General features: G+C 60.5%; 19 protein-coding genes. 9 read left to right on the top strand and 10 right to left on the bottom strand.

From position 1 onward, the window contains the following. Nucleotides 1-5: 5 nt before the first annotated feature. Nucleotides 6-1,679 (bottom strand): DEAD/DEAH box helicase, encoded by a 1,674-nt coding sequence (locus HX793_RS25665; RefSeq protein WP_095015277.1) that lies wholly within the window; start codon nucleotides 1,677-1,679, stop codon nucleotides 6-8. 423 nt (nucleotides 1,680-2,102) lie between these two features. On the opposite strand from HX793_RS25665, the gene HX793_RS25660 reads away from it, so the two are divergent. Then, nucleotides 2,103-2,894 carry a crotonase/enoyl-CoA hydratase family protein gene (locus tag HX793_RS25660; RefSeq protein ID WP_177051316.1) on the top strand — a complete coding sequence of 264 codons (792 nt, stop codon included), beginning with the start codon at nucleotides 2,103-2,105 and terminating at the stop codon, nucleotides 2,892-2,894. A 1-nt stretch (nucleotide 2,895) separates the two neighbouring features. Here the strand turns inward: HX793_RS25660 and HX793_RS25655 are convergent, their stop codons facing one another. Continuing rightward, a complete protein-coding gene (locus HX793_RS25655; protein ID WP_016975388.1) occupies nucleotides 2,896-3,651 on the bottom strand; it encodes a spermidine synthase in 756 nt (251 codons plus the stop codon). 124 nt (nucleotides 3,652-3,775) lie between these two features. Here HX793_RS25655 and HX793_RS25650 point away from each other — a divergent pair, with 124 nt between their 5' ends. Next, nucleotides 3,776-5,122 (top strand): class II 3-deoxy-7-phosphoheptulonate synthase, encoded by a 1,347-nt coding sequence (locus HX793_RS25650; protein ID WP_016975387.1) that lies wholly within the window; start codon nucleotides 3,776-3,778, stop codon nucleotides 5,120-5,122. On the opposite strand, the gene HX793_RS25645 is transcribed toward HX793_RS25650, so the two are convergent. Continuing rightward, nucleotides 5,112-6,332: a winged helix-turn-helix domain-containing protein gene (locus HX793_RS25645; protein ID WP_177095874.1), complete on the bottom strand. Its 1,221-nt coding sequence runs from the start codon at nucleotides 6,330-6,332 to the stop codon at nucleotides 5,112-5,114. The genes HX793_RS25650 and HX793_RS25645 overlap by 11 nt on opposite strands. Nucleotides 6,333-6,377: 45 nt before the next feature. Beyond that, complete coding sequence (locus HX793_RS25640; RefSeq protein ID WP_025999664.1) at nucleotides 6,378-6,584, bottom strand: DUF1127 domain-containing protein; 207 nt, start codon at nucleotides 6,582-6,584, stop codon at nucleotides 6,378-6,380. A gap of 70 nt (nucleotides 6,585-6,654) precedes the next feature. On the opposite strand from HX793_RS25640, the gene HX793_RS25635 reads away from it, so the two are divergent. Continuing rightward, on the top strand, nucleotides 6,655-7,536 hold the full coding sequence (locus tag HX793_RS25635) for a LysR family transcriptional regulator (protein WP_016975384.1): 882 nt from the start codon (nucleotides 6,655-6,657) through the stop codon (nucleotides 7,534-7,536). Here HX793_RS25635 and HX793_RS25630 read toward each other — a convergent pair. Beyond that, on the bottom strand, nucleotides 7,526-8,275 hold the full coding sequence (locus tag HX793_RS25630) for a sulfite exporter TauE/SafE family protein (protein ID WP_016975383.1): 750 nt from the start codon (nucleotides 8,273-8,275) through the stop codon (nucleotides 7,526-7,528). The two genes, HX793_RS25635 and HX793_RS25630, sit on opposite strands and share 11 nt — an antisense overlap. A gap of 108 nt (nucleotides 8,276-8,383) precedes the next feature. Between HX793_RS25630 and HX793_RS25625 the strand changes: the two genes are divergently transcribed. The 4 genes from HX793_RS25625 to HX793_RS25610 all read left to right on the top strand — a co-directional run bounded on the left by HX793_RS25625 (nucleotide 8,384) and on the right by HX793_RS25610 (nucleotide 11,504). Continuing rightward, nucleotides 8,384-9,334: a LysR family transcriptional regulator gene (locus HX793_RS25625; protein ID WP_177060081.1), complete on the top strand. Its 951-nt coding sequence runs from the start codon at nucleotides 8,384-8,386 to the stop codon at nucleotides 9,332-9,334. A 79-nt stretch (nucleotides 9,335-9,413) separates the two neighbouring features. Next, complete coding sequence (locus HX793_RS25620; protein WP_177095876.1) at nucleotides 9,414-9,866, top strand: MarR family winged helix-turn-helix transcriptional regulator; 453 nt, start codon at nucleotides 9,414-9,416, stop codon at nucleotides 9,864-9,866. Between the two features lie 173 nt (nucleotides 9,867-10,039). Further along, nucleotides 10,040-10,459 carry an organic hydroperoxide resistance protein gene (locus HX793_RS25615; protein ID WP_010211852.1) on the top strand — a complete coding sequence of 140 codons (420 nt, stop codon included), beginning with the start codon at nucleotides 10,040-10,042 and terminating at the stop codon, nucleotides 10,457-10,459. A gap of 28 nt (nucleotides 10,460-10,487) precedes the next feature. Further along, nucleotides 10,488-11,504 (top strand): alpha/beta hydrolase, encoded by a 1,017-nt coding sequence (locus HX793_RS25610; RefSeq protein WP_016975380.1) that lies wholly within the window; start codon nucleotides 10,488-10,490, stop codon nucleotides 11,502-11,504. Nucleotides 11,505-11,569: 65 nt separating this feature from the next. Here HX793_RS25610 and HX793_RS25605 read toward each other — a convergent pair whose 3' ends face one another. Both HX793_RS25605 and earP read right to left on the bottom strand, forming a co-directional pair. Next, entirely contained in the window at nucleotides 11,570-12,142 is a 573-nt protein-coding gene (locus HX793_RS25605) for an elongation factor P (RefSeq protein WP_016975379.1), read from the bottom strand. Between the two features lie 49 nt (nucleotides 12,143-12,191). Beyond that, nucleotides 12,192-13,325: an elongation factor P maturation arginine rhamnosyltransferase EarP gene (gene earP, locus HX793_RS25600; RefSeq protein ID WP_177095878.1), complete on the bottom strand. Its 1,134-nt coding sequence runs from the start codon at nucleotides 13,323-13,325 to the stop codon at nucleotides 12,192-12,194. 132 nt (nucleotides 13,326-13,457) lie between these two features. Here earP and HX793_RS25595 point away from each other — a divergent pair, with 132 nt between their 5' ends. Together HX793_RS25595 and HX793_RS25590 are read left to right on the top strand one after the other, a co-directional pair. Continuing rightward, complete coding sequence (locus HX793_RS25595) at nucleotides 13,458-13,826, top strand: hypothetical protein (protein ID WP_025999662.1); 369 nt, start codon at nucleotides 13,458-13,460, stop codon at nucleotides 13,824-13,826. 6 nt (nucleotides 13,827-13,832) lie between these two features. Beyond that, nucleotides 13,833-14,315, top strand: a complete 483-nt coding sequence (locus HX793_RS25590; RefSeq protein WP_016975376.1) for a GreA/GreB family elongation factor — start codon at nucleotides 13,833-13,835, stop codon at nucleotides 14,313-14,315. A 127-nt stretch (nucleotides 14,316-14,442) separates the two neighbouring features. Here the strand turns inward: HX793_RS25590 and cysB are convergent, their stop codons facing one another. From cysB to HX793_RS25575, 3 genes are all read right to left on the bottom strand, one after another. Beyond that, the gene (gene cysB, locus HX793_RS25585) at nucleotides 14,443-15,417 is read right to left on the bottom strand and encodes an HTH-type transcriptional regulator CysB (protein WP_012722988.1); all 975 of its coding nucleotides are present in this window, start codon (nucleotides 15,415-15,417) and stop codon (nucleotides 14,443-14,445) included. Between the two features lie 103 nt (nucleotides 15,418-15,520). Continuing rightward, nucleotides 15,521-16,021: a universal stress protein gene (locus tag HX793_RS25580; RefSeq protein WP_016975375.1), complete on the bottom strand. Its 501-nt coding sequence runs from the start codon at nucleotides 16,019-16,021 to the stop codon at nucleotides 15,521-15,523. A gap of 71 nt (nucleotides 16,022-16,092) precedes the next feature. After that, the gene (locus HX793_RS25575; protein WP_025859170.1) at nucleotides 16,093-16,998 is read right to left on the bottom strand and encodes a 5'-nucleotidase; all 906 of its coding nucleotides are present in this window, start codon (nucleotides 16,996-16,998) and stop codon (nucleotides 16,093-16,095) included. Between the last annotated feature and the right edge of the window lie 5 nt (nucleotides 16,999-17,003).

Below are 17,003 nucleotides of genomic sequence, written 5' to 3'. Positions count from 1 at the left end.
GCGGATCAATCTTCGCGGTAGCGACGCAGCTTCAGCTGCTTACCGGCAACGCGAGTGTCTTTCAGCTTGGCCAGCAGTTTTTCCAGACCGTCTTCCGGCAGCTCCACCAGGGAGAAGCTGTCACGGACCTGGATGCGACCGATGGCCTCACGTGCCAGGCCACCCTCGTTAAGGATAGCGCCCAGCAGGTTCTTGGCAGCGATACCATCACGCGCGCCCAGCGCGGTACGGCAACGAGCACGGCCTTCAGCCAATGGCACCGGAGCACGACGCTCACGATCACCACGGTCTGGACGGTCGCCAGTACGCTCTGGACGATCACCGCGTGGCGCGCTGTTCGGAACCAGTGGACGTTCTTTCTCGATGGCTGCCAGGGTCAGGGCCTGACCGTTGGTGGCTTTGCGCAGCAGAGCTGCAGCCAGGGCACGCGGGGTGCAACCGATATCGGCAGTCAGGCGGTCCAACAGGTCGCCGTGGGTCGATTCAGCGTCAGCCACCAGCGGCGACAGGCTGTTGGTCAGTTTCTTGATGCGCGCATCGAGAACGGCCTGGGCATCCGGCAGGCGGACTTCGGCCACTTTCTGACCGGTTACACGCTCGATCACTTGCAGCATGCGGCGCTCACGTGGAGTCACCAGCAGCAGTGCACGACCTTCGCGACCCGCACGGCCGGTACGGCCGATACGGTGAACGTAGGACTCTGGATCGTAAGGCATGTCAACGTTGAACACGTGGGTGATACGTGGAACGTCAAGGCCACGGGCAGCAACGTCGGTCGCCACAACGATGTCCAAACGGCCATCCTTGAGGGAGTCGATCACGCGCTCACGTTGGTTCTGGGCAATGTCACCGTTCAGCGCAGCGGCTTTGTAGCCTTTGGCTTCCAGGGCACTGGCCAGGTCCAGGGTCGCTTGTTTGGTGCGCACGAACATGATCAGGGCGTCGAAGTCTTCGACTTCCAGCAGGCTCAATACAGCCGAGGTCTTCTGGTCAGCGTGAACCAACAGGTGAGCCTGTTCGATCGCAGTAACGGTCTGAGTCTTGGTCTGGATCTTCACATGCTCAGGATCGCGCAGGTGACGCTCGGCGATGGCACGGATCGACTGTGGCAGGGTGGCCGAGAACAGTACGGTTTGACGGGTTGGTGGCAGTGCCTTGAAGATGACTTCCAAGTCATCCATGAAGCCCAGCTTCAACATTTCGTCAGCTTCGTCCAGAACCAGGTGGTTCACGGTCGACAGGACTTTCTCGTCACGACGCAGGTGGTCGCACAGACGGCCCGGGGTGGCGACAACGATCTGTGCGCCATTACGGATTGCTTTCAGTTGTGGGCCCATAGGCGCGCCGCCGTAAACGGCCACAACGGTTACGCCTGGCATTTGCTTGGCGTAGGTTTCAAAAGCGGTTGCTACTTGCAGCGCCAACTCACGGGTTGGCGCCAGGATCAGGGCTTGCGGTTCGCGCTTGGCAGGATCGATGCACTGCAGGATAGGCAAAGCGAACGCGGCAGTTTTGCCCGTACCGGTTTGCGCCTGGCCAATCATGTCCTTGCCGGCCATGATGATCGGGATCGATTGCTGCTGAATCGCCGAAGGCTCTTCGTAGCCGGTCGCTGCGACGGCTGCAAGAATATTCGGGTTCAGATTAAAAGCGGCGAAGCCGCCGGTTTCCTGGGTCATGGGTCTGCCTCTAAGTGCATCCGCAAAGACCCATGCTCCAAAGCTGCGCATGCCGTGTTGAGACTCAAGAGTCGCCCTGGCTGCTTTGTCGGCGGGGATTTGCGAAAACGAATGAATGAAAAAGATTCGTCAAGGGAGAGTCCGCTGTGCGGACGTGCAGCCGAAGCTGACTTCGGGGAATTGCGCTACCTAAACGCGGCCCGGTTAAAGGCCGGCGCGCACTATACCGGAAATAGCTGAAAAAGGGAGCTTTTTTTATCGGAAACCACCGATAAACCGCGCTGCATCACAGTCTTTGCAGATAACACCGGCAAGGTCTATTTTTCAAAGGCCCGGCCCTGTTGGTCATAACGCTTAAACGGTTCACCTGACCTTTCGGCCCCTTTGGTCCGAACCCCTTCCCCGCGCCCGAGGGCACACCCGATGAATCAAGCCAGTAGCAGCCGCGTCAGCCGTGAACTCCAGGGTCATGTCTTGCTTTTAGGCCTGGACCGAGTGGCCAAACGCAACGCGTTCGACCTGGAGCTGCTCAATGAGCTGAGCCTGGCGTATGGCGAATTTGATCGAAATACCGACGCGCGGGTCGCCGTAGTGTTTGCCCATGGCGACCACTTCACCTCTGGGCTCGACCTGGCCAATGTCAGCGGTGTGATGGCCGGTGGCTGGCAACCGCCGCTGGGAGGTTGCGATCCCTGGGGCGTATTTGCCGGCCCACGCGTGAGCAAACCGGTGATCGTCGCGGCCCAGGGTTACTGCCTGACCATCGGGATAGAGCTGATGCTGGCCGCCGATATCAACCTCTGCGCCAGCAATACGCGCTTTGCGCAGATGGAAGTACAGCGTGGGATCTTTCCGTTTGGCGGCGCGACGCTGCGCTTTCATCAGATTGCCGGCTGGGGCAACGCGATGCGCTGGCTGCTGACCGGCGATGAATTCGACGCCCATGACGCCCTGCGCCTGGGCCTGGTGCAGGAAGTGATGGCCAGCGAAGACCTGCTGCCCCGTGCCGTCGAACTGGCCAACCGTATCGCCCGCCAGGCGCCGCTGGGCGTTCAAGCCACGTTGATGTCGGCGCGATTGGCGCGGATGGAAGGCGAAACTGTGGCGGCAGCGGCGTTGCCGCCGATGGTGGATAAACTGCTCAACAGCGAAGATGCCAAGGAAGGTGTACGGGCAATGATCGAGAAGCGGCCCGGCGTATTCAAAGGCATCTAGCTCAGGTCGCCGGCCGAATCGCCTTGATCAGCGGTTGCAACGAATACCCAAGGCGCGGTGCCAAGGCTTCAGCGCGAGCGGACAATGCCTCCAGGTCCAGCACCTGATCCAGCTCCGACGGCACCAGCAAAATCACATTGCCCTCCTTCACCGGCAACTCCCAGTAATGCCGGTGATACAAGCCACGCAACAACGCGGCGCCCAGGGGCTTGCCATCGTCGGTGGCCCACTGGTTGATCACCAGCCAGCCACCGGGGTTGAGTTTTTTCTGGCAGTTTTCCAGGAAGGTCCAGGCCAGGTGCCCGACGCCGGGACCGACGTCGGTGTAGAGGTCGACGAAAATCAGGTCGGCCGATTCGGCGCTGTCGAGCAATTGCAAGGCATCGCCAATGCGGATGTACAGGCGCGGGTCGTCGTCCAACCCTAGGTATTCGATGGCCAGGCGCGGCACGTCCGGGCGCAGCTCGATGGCTTCCACGTCTTCCAGCGGCAGGAACTTGAGACACGCCTGAGTCAAGGTGCCCGCGCCCAAGCCCAGGAACAGCGCGCTTTCCGGCTGTTCATGGCACAACGCGCCGATCAGCATCGCGCGGGTGTAGTCGTACTCCAGCCAGCTCGGGTCAGCGGTGAACACACAGCTTTGCTCGATGGCATCGCCGAACTCGAGAAAACGGTAATCGGCCACTTCGAGCACACGGATCATGCCGAAGTCATCATGGACTTCAGCCAGCAGGCGCTCGACACGCTCCTCGGTCATCACTACTCCTAAAGGGTTTACCGCACGGCAAAGGCGCGATTGTCGGCCAACCGGCGGCAACAGGTCACGCACTAATTGCTGATAACATTGGCGCCCCACCGTCAATCAGCCAATCGAGTTCATGATGAGCCAACCCTGGAGCCCCGACAGCTGGCGCGCCCTGCCGATCCAGCAACAACCCCAGTACCCGGACGCTGCGCACTTGTTGCAAGTGGAGCAGAACCTGGCCAGCTACCCGCCGCTGGTGTTTGCCGGGGAAGCCCGCGAGTTGCGTCGTCAGTTTGCCGAAGTGACCCAGGGCCGCGCGTTCCTGCTGCAAGGCGGCGATTGCGCCGAGAGCTTTGCCGAGTTCTCTGCGGCGAAGATCCGCGACACCTTCAAGGTGCTGCTGCAGATGGCCATCGTGATGACCTTTGCCGCCGGCTGCCCGGTGGTGAAAGTCGGGCGCATGGCGGGTCAGTTCGCCAAACCGCGTTCGGCCAACGATGAAACCATCGACGGCATCACCCTGCCCGCCTACCGTGGCGATATCGTCAACGGCATCGGTTTCGACGAAAAAAGCCGCGTGCCGGACCCGGACCGCCTATTGCAGTCCTACCACCAGTCCACCGCCACCTTGAACCTGCTGCGCGCCTTTGCCCAAGGCGGTTTTGCCGACCTGCACCAGGTGCACAAATGGAACCTGGATTTCATCGCCAACTCCGCGCTGGCCGAGAAGTACAGCCAACTGGCCGACCGTATCGACGAAACCCTGGCCTTCATGCGCGCCTGCGGCATGGACAGCTCGCCGCAACTGCGCGAAACCAGTTTCTTCACCGCCCACGAAGCGTTGCTGCTCAACTACGAACAAGCCTTCGTGCGTCGCGACAGCCTGACCAACGATTACTACGACTGCTCCGCGCACATGCTGTGGATAGGCGACCGCACCCGCCAGTTGGACGGCGCCCACGTCGAGTTCCTGCGTGGCGTGAACAACCCGATCGGGGTCAAGGTCGGCCCGAGCATGAACCCGGACGACCTGATCCGCCTGATCGACATCCTCAACCCGGACAACGACCCCGGCCGCCTCAACCTGATCGCGCGCATGGGTGCGGGCAAGGTCGGCGATCACCTGCCAGGCCTGATTCGCGCCGTGCAGCGCGAAGGCAAGCAGGTGCTGTGGAGTTCCGACCCGATGCACGGCAACACCATCAAGGCCAGCAGCGGCTACAAGACTCGCGACTTTGCGCAGATCCTGGGTGAAGTGAAGGATTTCTTCCAGGTGCATCAGGCCGAGGGCACTTATGCCGGCGGGATCCATATCGAGATGACTGGGCAGAACGTCACCGAATGCATCGGCGGCGCGCGGCCGATCACCGAGGATGGCTTGTCGGATCGGTATCACACCCACTGCGACCCACGGATGAATGCCGATCAGTCGCTGGAATTGGCGTTTCTGATTGCCGAGACCCTGAAACAGGTCAAGCGCTGAACAACATAGCCGCCCTCAACCGGTCGGCACTTGGCCGCTGGCAATTGAGCTGGACCTGTTCCAGTCCAAGCCAGCCGGCCATTTGCAACAGGTTCGACGCCAGCGCCGCCATCCCCTCATCATCCAAGCCCGGTTCCTCCTCATGCACCGCGTGCACCGCGAGGCGCCCATTGGCGCGTTCGGCGCGCAGGTCCACACGCGCAGCAATTCGTTCGTTGTGCAAAAACGGCAGCACGTAATAGCCATACACCCGTTTGTCTTGCGGGGTGTAGATCTCCAGGCGGTAACGGAAATCGAACAGGCGCTCGGTACGGCTGCGCTCCCACACCAGCGAATCGAACGGCGACAGCAAGGCGCTGGCCGGCACTTTGCGTGGCACTTTCGGATCGGGCAGGCAGTACGCCGGTTGTTTCCAGCCTTGCACTTGGCAAACCCACAGTTGGCCGTCTTCCACCAGTTCGGCGAGACGGTTGCGGCTGTCGGCCGGATCGAGGCGGAAGTAGTCGCGCAAGTCTTTTTCAGTCCCCACGCCCAACGCGGTGGCGCTGTGCAGCAACAAACCACGCTGGGCTTGGGCTTCAGTCACAGCGGTTTGAAGGATATCGCCGGGGATGACCCGCTCCGGCAAATCATAGAGCCGCTCAAAACCGCGTCGGCCGGCAACCGTGACCAATCCGGCGGCAAACAACCATTCAAGCGCGTGTTTTTCATCGCTCCAGTCCCACCAAGGGCCGGCGCGCTCCTCACGGGTCGACAAACTGCCAGCCCCCAATGCGCCTTGCTGCTCGACCGTCTGCAACACTCGCTGAATGGTGGCTTGCTGCTCACGGCCAAAACGCGCCATCTGCGAATAAATACCCTGGCCCTGTTTGGCCCGCTCCATGCGCCAGCGCAGCAACGGGTACAGCGCCATCGGCAGTAAAGAGGCTTCATGCCCCCAATATTCGAACAGCGAGCGCCGTCGCCCCTGACTCCAGGCGGCCTGTTCAAGCATCAACGGGGAGTAGTTGCCCAGACGGGAAAACAACGGCAGGTAATGGGAACGCACCACGGCATTGACCGAATCAATCTGCAACACACCCAAGCGCTCGATCATGCGATTGAGGTGTGCAGCCTTGATCAATGCAGGCGCCTGGCGCCCGGAAAAACCCTGGGCCCCCAGCGCCATGCGTCGTGCTTGCTTGAGTGAAAAAGACAGGTCGGCGGGCATGGGGTTCTCCGTGTGGGCGCGCCGACTACCCTACTGCATCCGCGATCATTTTCGCAGCGGATCCTGCCAGAAATGCAGGTGGCGCTCGTGCTCGACATCACCGCGAGTGACGCCGATATCCTTGAGCGCATCATCACTCAAGGTCGCCAGCATCTGGCGCTCCTCATGCAGCGCCTGCCACCGGGCAATCTTGTGAAACAACCCGGCAAACGGACGTTTCGCCATCAACACAAAACCTCTTTGACCTTTCATCTTCTCGCCCTCCAGTGGGGATGGCGCAAGTGTGTGCCTGGGCTTAAGATCAATCCAACGAATGTTTCTTATGCAATACATCTCAGAGATTGATCAATTGTCCAGCTTCCCGAGCATCGACACTGAAGTCCTGCGCACCTTCGTCGCCATCGCCGACCAAGGCGGTTTCACTCGCGCTGGCGAACTCGTAAACCGCACCCAGTCGGCGGTGAGCATGCAGATGAAGCGCCTGGAGGAAGACGTATTGCAGCGCAAGCTGTTCGAGCGCGATGGCCGGCAGGTTCGGCTGACGCCTGAGGGCCAAGTGTTGCTGGGTTATGCGCGGCGCATCCTGAAGCTGCACAGTGAGGTGTTCAACACCCTGCGTGAGCCGCATATGGTGGGCCTGGTGCGCATCGGCACGCCGGATGACTACGTGATGCGGTTCCTGCCAGGGATTCTCAAGCAGTTCTCCAAGGCGTACCCGCTGATCCAGATCGAGATGCACTGCGAGGCGTCCACGGTACTGATGCAACGGCGGGATTTGGCACTGACCGTTGTCAGCCGCGAGCCTGGCAATGAGATCGGTGAATTGTTGCGCACCGAGCGCATGGTGTGGGCGGCAGCGCCGTGCTTCTGCAGCGACGAGCACGACTCGCTGCCCCTGGCGATGTCCGGCACTGACTGCCTGTACACTCAGTGGGCCCGCTCGGCACTGGATGCGGCGGGACGCGATTACCGCCTGGCCTATCACAGCTCCAACGTGTCGGCGATCCAGGCCGTGGTCAATGCGGGCCTGGCGGTGATGGTCAGCATGGAAAGCCTGGTGACCGATGACCTGCGCATACTCGGCCGCGACGAGGGTTTCCCGCCCTTGCCGTCAATGAATCTGCATTTGCTGCGAAACACGCGGATGAATTCGCCCATCACCGATTGCCTGGCGGACTACATCATCGAAGGTTTCAGACTTTAAACGTCAACATCACCGCGCACACCACCAGGAAGCCGCAGAACAGCCCGCGCAGTACGCGCTCTGGCAGGGCATGGGCGACTTTCACGCCCCAACTGATACTGAGCAGACCACCGACGGCCAAGGGCACGCCGATCATCCAATCCACTTCTTGGTGCCAAGCGTAGGTCACCAGTGTCACGCCGGTACTCGGCAATGCCAGGGCCAGGGACAGGCCTTGGGCAACCACTTGGGTGGTGCCGAACACGCTGGTCAACACGGGCGTCGCGACCACTGCGCCGCCGACGCCGAACAAGCCGCCCATGGAGCCGGAGGCTGCGCCGAGCACCCCGAGCCACGGCCAGGAGTAACGCATCTGTGCCGTCGGCGGTGCGTTGCGGGTGAACATGCGCACTAGGTTGTAGGCCGAGAGTGTCAGCAGGAAGGCAATAAAACCAATGCGCATCGCGCCCGCGTCCAGGCCTACCGCCCAGATAGACCCGAGCCAGGCGAAACTGAACCCCATCACGCCCAATGGCAGCGCATGGCGCAGTTCGATACGGTTGCGCTGGTGATAGCGCCACAGCGCCAGCATCACGTTGGGCACCACCATCACCAGCGCCGTGCCCTGGGCCAACTGTTGATCGAGGCCGAACAACACGCCCAGCACCGGGATCGCGATCAGCCCGCCGCCAATGCCAAACAGGCCGCCCACTGTGCCGAGGGCCGCGCCTAATACCAGGTACATCACTAAATCCAACACCGCTGTTACTCCGCAATCCCAGGCCTTGCATGCTACGCAGTCGGCTCTGGCGCGGAAACGCACAGCAACGCACAATGGCTGTGCCAATCTCGCATAAGCGCACTTTCGATGAACCCGAATACCCTGACCGATCAACTGAGCCTGTTTCTCGACGTGCTGGAAACCGGCAGTTTTTCCGCTGCCGCACGCCGTCATCCGTTGACGCCCTCTGCCGTGGCGCGGCGTATCGACAGCCTGGAAAATTCGGTGGGCAGTCGCCTGTTCCAGCGCAGCACCCACGCGGTGGTGGCGACCCCGGCGGGCTTGGCCTTTGCCGAGCGGGCGCGGCGGATCGTCAGCGAATTGCAGTTGGCGCGAGCCGAGGCGGTGTCTTTGAGCCATGCCCCGGAGGGCCTCATTCGGGTGGATGCGCCCGCAGCATTCGGCCGACGGCACCTGGCGCCAGTGATTGCCGACTTCCTGAATGTCTACCCAGGGTTGGATGTGCACCTGCATCTGATCGACAGCTTCGTGGACATGCAGGGCGCGCACCTGGGCAAGGTCGACCTGGTGTTGCGTGCCGGGCATCTCGTCGACACACGCTTGATCGCCACGCCCCTGGCGAGCATCGTGCGCGTCGCCTGCGCCAGCCCGGCCTACCTGAAAAGCCGAGGCACGCCCAGCCACCCTCGCGAGCTGAGCGAACACGACGGGTTGGACTGGGACGGCCTGGCGCCCACGTTCGCCTGGCGCTTTGAAATGGATGGACGCCGCGCCACCTACCGCCCGCGTCGCATCCGCATGAGTGCCAACAACGCCGAAGCCTTGCTGTCCGGCGCCCTGGCCGGACTGGGCATTGCCCACCTGCCTACCTGGCTGGCCAGTGAATACCTGGTGCGCGGCGAACTGCTACCGCTGTTTTGCGAAAATGGCCTGCCCAGCCCGGAAACCACCGGGATCTATGCGCTGCGCCTGGAACAGCAACCCAACGCACGCAGCCGCTTGTTGCTGGAATACCTCAAAACCCGTTTCAGCCCCGTGCCACCTTGGGACCTGGCCTTGCAAAGTGGCTTGGTCTGACCGCTCGGACAGAATTATCTGGCGCATTAAAGATTTGCCCGCTAGATTCCAGCCCAGATACGTTTCCGGAGGCATCGTCATGAGCAAAAACCCAGATCCTTGCGAATCACTGATGCTGGACAACCAGCTGTGCTTCGCCCTGCACTCCACCTCGCTACTGATGACCAAGGTCTACAAGCCACTACTGCAAGCACTGGGCCTGACCTACCCGCAGTACCTGGCCATGATGGTGCTGTGGGAAGAGGACGGTTTGACGGTCGGCGAAATCAGCAGTCGGCTGCTGACCGATCCGGGTTCGCTAACACCGCTGCTCAAGCGCCTGGAAGCTGAAGGCCTGCTCAGCCGTACCCGCAGCCGCGAAGATGAACGCGTGGTGGTCGTGGAATTGACCGACGCCGGCCGCGCCCTGCAGGACAAGGCCATGGGCATACCCCAGTGCATCCTCGGCGCCAGCGGCCTGGAGCTGGAGCAATTGCGCAAGTTGCAAGGTGACCTGATTGCCTTGCGCACCAACCTGCAAGGCAGCATTTAACCTCTCCCATCAAGGGCGTCGCGTCCGCGGCGCCCGCAGAAAACTACCGTTCGTCCCTGCCTCAGAATATTTTTATAAATTTATCTTGCGCACTAAACATTAGCGCTATACATTCGCCTCACCAACTACTTAGCGCGCAAATATTTAGCGCCAACAACCCTGAGGAAAACGCCATGCAAACGCTCTATACCGCAGTAGCTACCGCCACCGGCGGCCGTGATGGTCGTGCTGTTTCCAACGACAACATTCTCGACGTCAAACTCTCCACCCCCAAAGAACTGGGCGGTGCCGGTGGCCAGGCCACCAACCCCGAACAACTGTTCGCTGCCGGCTACTCGGCCTGCTTCATCGGCGCCCTGAAATTCGTCGCCAGCCAGACCAAACGCAAAATCCCGGATGACGCCTCGATCACTGCCCACGTCGGCATCGGCCAGATCCCCGGTGGTTTCGGCCTGGACATCGACCTGCACATCAGCCTGCCCGGCCTGGCTCAAGACGACGCGCAAAGCCTGGTCGACGCCGCTCACCAAGTCTGCCCGTACTCCAACGCCACCCGTGGCAACGTCGATGTACGCCTGCACGTGACTGTCTAAATGACCTCGGCCGCCCCTGGAGAACGCAATGAACACAATTGGTAAAGCACTCACCGGCACCCTGCTCGCCTTGTCCGTCACCCACGCCTTGGCTGCGTCAGGTGAAGTCGAACACAACACCCAGGCGTTTCTGGATGTGTTGAACGCCGGCACCGGCAAACCGATGGAACAACTGACGCCCAAGGATGCCCGTGCTGTTCTGACCGGCGCCCAGGCCGGTGTGAAGCTGACCTTGCCAGCCGCAGAGGTGAGCCAGAAGACCATCCAGGTCGATGGCAAGCCGCTGGACCTGACCATCGTGCGTCCGGCCGGGGTCAAGGGCACATTGCCGGTGTTCATGTTCTTCCACGGCGGCGGCTGGGTGCTGGGGGATTACCCGACCCATGAACGCCTGGTGCGGGACTTGGTGGCGGGTTCGGGGGCGGTGGCGGTGTTCGTCAATTACACGCCTTCGCCGGAAGCGCACTACCCGGTGGCGATCAACCAGGCCTACGGCGCTACAAAATGGGTGGCCGAGCATGGCCAAGAGATCAACGTCGATGGCAAGCGCCTGGCGGTCGCGGGCAACAGTGTCGGCGGCAATATGGCGGCGGTCGTCAGCCTGATGGCCAAGGACAAGGGCACCCCGGCCATCAAGTTCCAAGTGCTGTTATGGCCGGTGACCGACGCCTACTTCGACACCGGTTCCTACAACCAATATGCCGAAGGGCACTTCCTCACCCGCAACATGATGAAGTGGTTCTGGGACAACTACACCACCGACGCCAAGCAGCGCGCCGAGATCTATGCCTCGCCGCTGCGGGCCAGCACTGATCAGTTGAAGGGCTTGCCGCCCGCGCTGATCCAGACCGCCGGTGCCGACGTGCTGCGCGATGAGGGCGAAGCCTATGCACGCAAGCTGGACGCCGCCGGTGTACCGGTGACCGCCGTGCGCTACAACGGCATGATCCACGACTACGGTTTGCTCAACGTGGTCAGCCAAGTCCCAGCGGTGCGTTCGGCACTGCTCCAGGCCTCGGATGAATTGAAGCAACACTTGAAGTAAAAAGTGACGCCCATGAAAAAGCCCGACTCAAGGTCGGGCTTTTTTTCGTATCGGCAGGGCCAGAATTACTTCTTGGCGCGACCTTTGTACGAACCGCCTTCGCGGGTGTCGATCTCGATCATGTCGTCGATTTCGATGAAGTCAGCTACTTGCAGCTCGGTGCCGTTAGCCAGCTTGGCAGGCTTCATGACTTTGCCCGAAGTGTCGCCGCGAGCGGAACCTTCGGTGTAGGCCACTTTACGCACGATGGTGGTCGGCAGCTCTACGGAAACCAGGCGCTCTTCGAAGAAGATCGCTTCGCAAACGTCGGTCATGCCTTCTTCGATGAACGGCAGAACGGCTTCGATATCTTCAGCGTTCAGCTCGTACATGGTGTAGTCGGTGGTGTCCATGAACGTGTAGGTGTCGCCGCTGATGAAGGACAGGGTCGCTTCTTTACGGTCGAGGATCACGTCGTCCAGCTTGTCGTCGGCGCTGTAAACGGTTTCGGTCTTGTAACCGGTCAGCAGGTTCTTCAGCTTGGTCTTCATGATTGCGCTGTTACGACCAGACTTGGTGAACTCAGCTTTCTGAACCAACCAAGGGTCGTTGTCGATACGGATCACGGTACCGGGTTTCAGTTCTTTACCAGTTTTCATTACGAATATCCGAAATTTGGATGGGATTTACAAAATTCAAGGTGGCGTATCATATCCAACTTTCATAAAACTGTACCAGCGCCGTCGCAAGATCGGCCTGCAAAGCCTGTTCCAGACACCATGTTTCGGCGTGCAGATTCACTTCAGGCCCGTGTTCCAGCAGCATTTTCCACGGTTGGGCCATGTCGGCGTCCGTGTTCCAGGCTTGCCAGAGCCCGATCACGGCAGCCCTGGCCGCCGGTGATAAGTTGGCGGTGTACATCGCCAGGAAGGCATCGAGCTTGTCGAGATGGATGTCTTCATCCTGTCGGTAGATGTGCCACAACAGCGGACGCCCGGCCCATTGGGCACGCACGAACGAGTCTTCGCCGCGCACGGCATTGAAGTCGCAGCACCACAGCAGGCGGTCGTATTGTTCCTGGCGCACAAACGCGATGACCTGCACCGTCAGCACTCCGCGCTGCTGGATATCCCCTGCGACCAGCCGGTCCACACCGAGCCAGCGCTGCACATCGCCCAGGATGCGCCCCTCCGGAACCAATAGATGAGTGGCACGCCCGTCCGTCGATAACACGTCCAGCCAACTGGCCAGTCCGGCGTTTTCGTAGGCGAACAGTGAGATTAGCCGTGCGCGGGCTGCAGGAACTATGCCCAAGGCTTGAAGGAAATCTCGCTGCGCGTCGGGATCCTGCTGAAACGCCCTACGCTGTTCCAACAATCCCGCCTCACGCAACAACCCTCCAGTGCCGGCTCGGAACCCAGGAAAGAAGAAGTACTTTTGCACGCCCTTGAATTTCACCGACGGCAGGCGATGACAGCCCACCACCCACTCTTCGGCACTCAGGTAATCCAGGTTCATCCACAACGGCACACGTTCGCGCTCGGCCATGGCTTCCATATAGTCAGGCGGCAACTGACAGGCGAACGCGGCAATCACTACGTCGGCTGCCGGCGCCTTCACCCACTCGGCCGGCCAGTGGCGCACTTCGACGCCTTCCTGCCATTGCAGGTCTTGCTGCACATCGATTTGCGGGCACATGCGCTCGAATGCACGCAAATCATCGACCCACAAGCGTACATCGCATCGGTGCTCCGCCACCAACTGCCGGGCAAGGCGCCAGGTCACGCCGATGTCGCCGTAGTTATCGACGACGCTACAAAAAATATCCCAGCGGGCTTTCATTCCGGGCTCCAACGCTCAAAGGCTCGATTGTCCGCATAAATGCGCGGATGCAGAAGGCTTGATCGCGATTATTCTGCACAGTGGCTGTGCGACAATCGCCGCCACGCCGTTTATGCCTGCCAGGAGGCCATCATGTCTGATCGTCCGTTGTCGCTGTTCAAGCTCAGTGCTTCCATCGCGTTTGGGGTGTGGTTGGGGTTTATCGCCCTCGCGCTAACGGCTTGGCTGGCTTCACGCTACCTGTTCCCGCAGAGCGTGGCGCCGGTGGCCCAGGCGGTGCAGCAGTTGGGCAAACCTGCGACGGTGACACCTGAACCGCCGAACCGCATGTTCGAGCAATATCAGCAGAACCTGCAAAAGCAGGAACAGCAGCAAACCCTGGACCAGGCCCGCAACAATGCGCGCAACCTGTCCAACCCCAAATGCCAGTTCTGGCTGCAACAGGACCAGAACGCTCCCAACGAAAAGACCCGGGCGAATGTCCTGCAATTCTGTGATTGATGACCCATGAATAAACACGCCGTCCACCAGCTTGTATTAGAGAAGCTCACCCTCGATCTCGATATTGCCCAACGCGCAGCGCAGACCGCTTACGAAACCGCGACCCACGAAGAAAACATCGCGGAAAACAAATACGACACCCTAGGGTTGGAGGCCTCCTACCTGGCGGCGGGGCAAGCCAAACGCGTGGAGGAGATCAAGCAGGCGTTGCTGCTGTGCCAGAACATGCCGCTGCGGGCTTACGATGATCAACGAGGTATAGAAATTGGCGCGCTACTGGGGCTGGAAGACGAGAACGGTCGCCAGCAGTGGCTGTTTTTGGCGCCGGATGCTGCAGGTTTGAAAGTGGATGTGGTCGGGCAACCGGTCACCGTCATCACCCCGCGCTCGCCGCTGGGCAAAAGCCTGCTGGGCAAGTTCGAAGGCGATGAGGTGGAAATTCTGGTGGCGGGCGCTCGGCAACACTTCACGGTTACCGACGCCAAATAACCTGTAGGAGCGAGCTTGCTCGCGAAGAACGCAAGCATGCCGCGTGAATCCTGGCCCCTGCGTTATCGTTGACGATTTTCGCGAGCAAGCTCGCTCCTACCTCCTACAGTGGATCGCATTCATTCACTTAATGGACGGGCAGCTCAACGCCATCAAACAACTCTTCCAGTTCCTGCTTGTTGTGGCACTGGATCGCCTTGGCCATGACTTCACGGGTCAGGTGCGGCGCAAATTTTTCGATGAAGTCGCACATGAAGCCACGCAGGAAGGTGCCACGACGGAAACCGATCTTGGTCACGCTGGACTCGAACAGTTCGCTGGCATCCAGCACCACCAAGTCTTTGTCGAGGGCCGTGTCGACCGCCATCTTGGCGACAATACCCACGCCCAGGCCCAGGCGCACGTAAGTCTTGATCACGTCAGCGTCAGCCGCAGTGAACACCACTTTAGGCGTAAGGCCGCGATGGCTGAAGGCTTCGTCGAGCTTGGAGCGGCCAGTGAAACCGAACACATAAGTCACGATCGGGTATTCCGCCAGGGCCTCCAGGGTCAGTTTCGGCAGCTTGGCCAACGGATGACCTTGAGGCACGACCACGCAACGGTTCCAGCGATAGCACGGCATCATCACCAGATCACCGAACAGCTCCAGGGCCTCGGTGGCGATGGCGAAATCGACGGTGCCATCAGCGGCCATCTCGGCGATCTGCATCGGTGAGCCCTGGTGCATGTGCAGCGCCACATCCGGGTACTGCTTGATGAAGTCGCGGATCACCGGCGGCAAGGCGTAACGCGCCTGGGTGTGGGTGGTTGCGATGGACAGGGTGCCTTTCTTCTCGTTGGAGAATTCCTGGGCGATCTGCTTGATGCTTTCGACTTTGCGCAGGATCTCACCGGCGGTGGTGATGATGCGCTCACCGGCCGGCGTGACGCGGGTCAGGTGCTTGCCGCTGCGCGCGAACACTTCGACGCCCAGCTCGTCTTCGAGCAGGCGGATCTGCTTGCTGATACCGGGTTGCGAGGTGTAGAGGCTTTGAGCGGTAGCGGAAACGTTGAGGTCGTGGTGCGCCACTTCCCAGATGTAGCGCAGTTGTTGAAGCTTCATATGTGTCCCTCAAAGCAGATAGACGCCACGGGTATCAGCGACGGTATATAACTATATTAAAGGTTTGATGGATAAATCTAGAACTTTTTATCGTTTTCACCCATCACACGTCATCACTGCGGCGACGTTGCAACGAAGGCACCAGGTAAACCGGCACCGTAGACAGCTGCAGCACCCGGGCAGCGGTGCGCCCCAACGGGGTAGCCGCTGCGGTTGCATGGCTATGACTGCCGACGATCAACAGGTCCACAGAAAGTTTGCGCAGTTGGTCGAGAATCACCTCGCACGGATCCCCCTGGATCACCCGTACCGAGCGAATCAACTTCAGGTCTTGCTCCCCGTCCCCCAACTCCTCGCGAAAACTGTCCAGCACCCGTTGCTCGATCGTCGCCATTACCGTGGTCAGCCCTTGGCTCTGCCATTCATTCAGGGCCTTCTCATCAAGGTAGCTCTGTAACACCGATTCGGCGAACAGCCCGATGGGCTCGACCACGTGAATCACATACAGGTCCGCCTTGAACGTTCGGGCCAGCGCCAGCGCATGTTGCATCACATAAGGCGCGTACAGACCGAGGTCTGTGGCGTACAGCATCGAACGGATCATAGAACCCCCTGGAACTGCCAGGATGGCGGAGATGAAATCAGCTTAGCAGTGCCCAGGCGACTTGGATTGACTTAGATCTTCACCTCATTACTGATGCCATGGGGCACATGCCCGGTGGCGACGAATTCCATGGCCTTCTCGCAATGCCCGGCCTGGTCATCGAAAAACACATCGGCGGCAAACGCTTCCAGGAACGCCGATTTTTCCAGGCCACCGAGGAACAACGATTCGTCCAGTCGGATATCCCACTCGCGCAAGGTGCGAATTACCCGCTCATGGGACGGCGCGGAACGGGCGGTGACCAGGGCGGTACGGATCGGGCAGGCCTCGTCCGGAAACTCGCGCTGCAACAGGTTGAGCGCCGCCAGGAAACCCTTGAAAGGGCCACCATGCAAAGGCTGGCGCGCCGACTCCCGCTCATTGGCCTGGAATGCTTCCAATCCGCCAGCCTGATAGACCCGCTCGGACTCATCGGAAAACAACACCGCGTCGCCGTCGAAGGCAATGCGCAGTTCTTCGCTGGAGGCGCGGTTCGGGCCGCCGGACAGAATCGTCGCCGCCGCAAACCCGGCATCGAGGGCACTGCGCACATCTTCAGCATGGGTCGAGAGAAACAGATGACAGCCAAACGCCGCCAGATAAGGATAAGGACTACGCCCGCCTACGAAAGCGGCGCGGGAAATGTCCAGGCCGTAATGCTGGATTGAATTGAACACGCGCAGGCCGGTGTCCGCGCTGTTGCGCGACACCAGCACTACTTCGACCCGGGCACGGCCGAGGCTGGCATTGAGGCTGAGTAGCTTCTTGACCAGCGGGAAGGCGTCACCGGGCTCGAGGATTTCCTCCTCGTGTTCGATCTGGTACTGGCGGTAGGTCTCGACCCCTTCGGCCAGGTAGACCTTGTGGCTTTCACTCAAATCGAAGAGTGCCCTCGATGAAATCGCCAGCACCAGTTTGTCGCCCAAACCCTTTGCCATAATGT

It is taken from the genome of Pseudomonas reactans, assembly GCF_013387025.1.
GTDB lineage: Bacteria > Pseudomonadota > Gammaproteobacteria > Pseudomonadales > Pseudomonadaceae > Aquipseudomonas > Aquipseudomonas reactans.
Note: the sequence above shows the minus strand (reverse complement) of the source record. Positions and strands in the feature narration are given on the sequence as shown.

Excerpts from the sequence above, each read along its gene's own strand:
- HX793_RS25620 (WP_177095876.1), top strand. The coding sequence starts at position 9,414 with ATGAGCAAAAACCCAGATCCTTGCGAATCACTGATGCTGGACAACCAG.
- HX793_RS25595 (WP_025999662.1), top strand. The coding sequence starts at position 13,458 with ATGTCTGATCGTCCGTTGTCGCTGTTCAAGCTCAGTGCTTCCATCGCG.
- HX793_RS25605 (WP_016975379.1), bottom strand. The coding sequence starts at position 12,142 with ATGAAAACTGGTAAAGAACTGAAACCCGGTACCGTGATCCGTATCGAC.
- HX793_RS25575 (WP_025859170.1), bottom strand. The coding sequence starts at position 16,998 with ATGGCAAAGGGTTTGGGCGACAAACTGGTGCTGGCGATTTCATCGAGG.
- HX793_RS25610 (WP_016975380.1), top strand. The coding sequence starts at position 10,488 with ATGAACACAATTGGTAAAGCACTCACCGGCACCCTGCTCGCCTTGTCC.
- earP (WP_177095878.1), bottom strand. The coding sequence starts at position 13,325 with ATGAAAGCCCGCTGGGATATTTTTTGTAGCGTCGTCGATAACTACGGC.
- HX793_RS25640 (WP_025999664.1), bottom strand. The coding sequence starts at position 6,584 with ATGAAAGGTCAAAGAGGTTTTGTGTTGATGGCGAAACGTCCGTTTGCC.
- HX793_RS25660 (WP_177051316.1), top strand. The coding sequence starts at position 2,103 with ATGAATCAAGCCAGTAGCAGCCGCGTCAGCCGTGAACTCCAGGGTCAT.
- HX793_RS25615 (WP_010211852.1), top strand. The coding sequence starts at position 10,040 with ATGCAAACGCTCTATACCGCAGTAGCTACCGCCACCGGCGGCCGTGAT.
- HX793_RS25590 (WP_016975376.1), top strand. The coding sequence starts at position 13,833 with ATGAATAAACACGCCGTCCACCAGCTTGTATTAGAGAAGCTCACCCTC.
- HX793_RS25645 (WP_177095874.1), bottom strand. The coding sequence starts at position 6,332 with ATGCCCGCCGACCTGTCTTTTTCACTCAAGCAAGCACGACGCATGGCG.
- HX793_RS25625 (WP_177060081.1), top strand. The coding sequence starts at position 8,384 with ATGAACCCGAATACCCTGACCGATCAACTGAGCCTGTTTCTCGACGTG.
- cysB (WP_012722988.1), bottom strand. The coding sequence starts at position 15,417 with ATGAAGCTTCAACAACTGCGCTACATCTGGGAAGTGGCGCACCACGAC.
- HX793_RS25665 (WP_095015277.1), bottom strand. The coding sequence starts at position 1,679 with ATGACCCAGGAAACCGGCGGCTTCGCCGCTTTTAATCTGAACCCGAAT.
- HX793_RS25580 (WP_016975375.1), bottom strand. The coding sequence starts at position 16,021 with ATGATCCGTTCGATGCTGTACGCCACAGACCTCGGTCTGTACGCGCCT.
- HX793_RS25635 (WP_016975384.1), top strand. The coding sequence starts at position 6,655 with ATGCAATACATCTCAGAGATTGATCAATTGTCCAGCTTCCCGAGCATC.
- HX793_RS25655 (WP_016975388.1), bottom strand. The coding sequence starts at position 3,651 with ATGACCGAGGAGCGTGTCGAGCGCCTGCTGGCTGAAGTCCATGATGAC.
- HX793_RS25650 (WP_016975387.1), top strand. The coding sequence starts at position 3,776 with ATGAGCCAACCCTGGAGCCCCGACAGCTGGCGCGCCCTGCCGATCCAG.